The sequence below is a fragment of the Gordonia sp. (in: high G+C Gram-positive bacteria) genome (assembly GCF_049299075.1).
Classification (GTDB): domain Bacteria; phylum Actinomycetota; class Actinomycetes; order Mycobacteriales; family Mycobacteriaceae; genus Gordonia.
The window spans coordinates 1-3451 of the sequence record NZ_JBAQWU010000448.1 but is presented as its reverse complement, the minus strand read 5'-3'; the positions used below and the strand labels follow the sequence as shown (position 1 = coordinate 3451).

The following is a 3451-nucleotide window of genomic DNA, read 5'->3' as shown; positions in this document are numbered from 1 at the left end:
GGTGTACACCGTCATCCCCGTCTCGGCCGGACTGATCCAGACCGGCGCGCCGGTCCGCTTTCACGGCGTCAAGGTCGGAGAGATCACCTCGATCGATGCCGGGGCGGAGGCCTCGCGGGTCGGCCTGACGATCGACTCGGGAGCCATGGACGATATTCCGAGCACCTCGATCGTTCGGGTGGTTCCGCGCACGTTCTTCGGCGACATCAACCTGCAGCTACTCGCGACGACGAATCCGGCGGCGGGCCAAGGCCGGTCGCTCGAGCCGGGGGACACCCTGGTGGTCGACGACGGCCCCGACGCAGTCAATCTCTACGACATCTTTACCAAGATGTCGAGTCTGATCAATGAGGTGCAGCCCGACCAGATCAACGTGGCGCTGGCCGCGATGAATCGCGCCATCGGCGGCCGCGGCACCGAAGTGGGCGTGATGATCGACGACTGGTGGGCAGCCTCGCAGGAGCTCGAAACGTCGATCAATCGGTTCATCGACGCCACTCCGGAGTTTCGCCGCGTCGCCGAGTCGCTGCGCCGGGCCACCCCGGACATCATTGCGACGCTGGATTCGGTGACGTCGATCTCTCGGGGGATCGCCGAGCACGGCAACCAGTTGGCGGAGTTCTTCGCCGCGGCGAGTGGATTTGTGACCGCGACCGGTAGCTTCGTCGCCCAGCAGCGTGCCAACCTGATCACCGTGCTGGACTCCACCGGCAAGATTCTCGCCACCGTCGCCGAGAATCCGCAGGGGATCACGCGGACGGTGCAGGAAGCGAGCAAGTTTGGTGCCGCGGGCACCATTCTCTTTGCCAACGGCCGGTTCAATATCACTGCCGTGCCGACGTTCTCTCAGCCGATGCCGTACACGGCCGCGGACTGCCCGACGTACCGGAACGACGCAAACACCGTGCGCGGCGCACAGTGTTTCGGTACCGGCTCGACCCGCGGTGTCGGCCCGGTACGGGAACCCGGCCAGCGTGTCCCGGGCCCGGTGGAGCGCACCCCGAAAGTGAAGCCGGCCTCGGACGTCGTCGACGGCAGCGCGGAGGCTGGCGCCCTCGGTCAATTGCAGGGTGCCATCGCCCCGGCGGCGGCGTCGGACAAGCCCAATGCGGCGACGACGCTGATGCTCGGACCGATGGTTCGCGGAAATCAGGTGGTGTTGCGATGACCAAACTGTCGATGACGACGGCCCTGAAATCATTGGTCTTTGTGCTGATCGGGATCCTGGCCGCGACGCTGATGATCAACACCCTTCGGGTGCCGGTGCCCGGTGCGGTGCACACATACACCCTGCTGATGGCTGACGCCGAGGGCCTGGTGGAGGGTAACCCGGTCAAGATGGCAGGGGTGCGGATCGGCCGGGTGGCCGGGGTCGCGTTCCAGGCGCAGCCGGACGGGACCGCGCTCGCGGCGGTCGACGTTCAGGTCGAAGCTGCTCAGCAGGTGCCCGAGCATGTGCATGCGGCGGTCCGCTACGCCGACATGCTGGGAGCCCGCTACATTGCGCTGTCGGACGCGGGTCCGTCGGCGCCGCGCCGGCAGGGCAATGTGGTGCCGGTGGCCGCGACCACGCCGCCGGTGAATCTGACCGCGCTGATGAACGGCTTTCAACCACTGTTCGCCACCCTGGAGCCCAAGCAGGTCAACGAGTTGGCGCAGGGCTTCGTCGATACCTTCGAAGGCCGGACGAAGTCGGTGGATCTCCTGCTTCGGCAGATCGGCGAACTCGGTGCGAACCTCACCGCCAACGGACCGGTCTTTGCCGAGTTGGTGACCAACCTGAACACGTTGATGAGCGCCGCCGACGCCCGCAGCACACAGCTCAACGAGCTGTTCGCGGGCTTGGGGCAGCTGACCGGTGCGATCGTCGGAGACAGCGGCCAGTTCGCCGAATTGCTGGCCTCAGGCGACCAAGCGGTGAGCGCACTGGCGCAGATGATGACGGCAGCTGGCAGCTCCTTCGCCGGCACGCTGACCGGGCTCAACGAGGTGACAGCGAGCTGGATTCCGCAGACCGCCAAGTTCAACACGTTCATGGACCGGTTCCCGGTGCTGGCCGACCGGATCAACCACAGCGGACGCTACGGGGGCTTCATGATGCTGTACCTGTGCAACTTCACGCTCAAGGGTTTCGACCTCGAAGCGAACATTTTTGGTCCGCTCCATTCGCCGGTGTGCAGGTAGGGGCGCGGAATGTTTCTGGTTCGACTCATCGATGTCTTCGTCGGCGTCCTGGAATTCATCTTCAAATCCGATAAGCGCGGGCAGGGCTCGTCGCCTGCGGTGCTCGGCACGGCCGGAATCGCGACGCTGCTGGTCCTGGTTCTGGTGGCGGTCGGTGTGCCGCAGTTCTCGTACCACGTCAAGACCTCCGGCTACACGGCCGAACTCGCCAACGCCGGTGGGCTGACCACCTCCGATCCGGTGCTGGTTGCCGGGGTCCCGGCCGGCCGGGTCGAGTCGATCGCGCTAGCTGGCGACCACGTGCGCGTCGGCTTCCGGCTCGACAACGACCAGCCGCTCGGCGATCAGACCCGGGCCACCGTGCGGCTGCGCACCGTGCTTGGCAAGCGGTACTTCGAGGTGATCCCCGGCGGGACCGGCGAAGTCGGCGAGAACCGCACCATCCCGTTGGCGCGGACTGATTCGCCGTACTCGCTCGACGATATTTCCGCCGACGCCTACCAGGCCTCCGCGGGCGTCGACGCCGAGGTGATGCGGTCCATGATGACCACCATGCGCGCCATGGTGCCCGAGGGGGGCGAGCTGACGAGCGCGCTGTCCGGTGCCGGCGGTGCCGCCTTGGCGATCTCCGGTACCGGTGCGCAGCTGAGCCAATTGCTGCAGGTGGCCAAGCGCCTGGCGGACGTGTCGGTGCGGCAAGCCGATTCGCTCTCCTCGGCAATGGCCAGCACGCAGGCGATCGTGCAGACACTGGTGGTGCGCAAGGTGGTGATGACCCGCCTGGCCGACAACCTGCGCCTGGTGCTGGGTCAGATGGCGCAGACTTTCCCGACGGTGCCGATGGGTCAGCTGATCGAGAACATCAACTCCGTCACCGGCACGTTGCGGGCCAATGCGGCCAATATCGACCAGTCCCTCAAGAAGCTGCCGCCGGCGATGCGCACCATCGTGGACTCGACTGGCAACGGCAACTGGGCCGATGTCGTCTCCCCGTCCGCGGTGATTCCCGACGGACTGCTCTGTGTGCTCGGCGTAATGGAGGGGTGCAGCTGATGACGTTCCGGCAAGTACGTGAGGTTCGCCAGCGCAAGCGCTACGGCGGCCGGATCATGGTGGGGCTGATCCTGGTGACCGCGCTGGTCGCCGGTGGGTGGTACCTGTTGGTCCGCACACCCGATGTGCGCACCGTGTACGCCGAGTTCGCCTACGTCAATGGACTCTTCGAAGGCTCCAAGGTCACCGTGCTCGGCGTGCCGATCGGCCGCGT

General features: G+C 66.2%; 4 protein-coding genes. All 4 read left to right on the top strand.

Annotation, left to right across the window (positions count from 1 at the left end; translation table 11 throughout):
* On the top strand, nucleotides 1–1168 hold a 1168-nt coding region (locus WAW85_RS14225; RefSeq protein WP_422560250.1), incomplete at its 5' end, for an MCE family protein.
* Nucleotides 1165–2184: an MlaD family protein gene (locus WAW85_RS14220; protein WP_422560249.1), complete on the top strand. Its 1020-nt coding sequence runs from the start codon at nucleotides 1165–1167 to the stop codon at nucleotides 2182–2184. The genes WAW85_RS14225 and WAW85_RS14220, both read left to right, overlap by 4 nt.
* A 9-nt stretch (nucleotides 2185–2193) precedes the next feature.
* A complete protein-coding gene (locus WAW85_RS14215; RefSeq protein ID WP_422560248.1) occupies nucleotides 2194–3237 on the top strand; it encodes an MlaD family protein in 1044 nt (347 codons plus the stop codon).
* On the top strand, nucleotides 3237–3451 hold a 215-nt coding region (locus WAW85_RS14210), incomplete at its 3' end, for an MlaD family protein (RefSeq protein WP_422560247.1). The genes WAW85_RS14215 and WAW85_RS14210, both read left to right, overlap by 1 nt.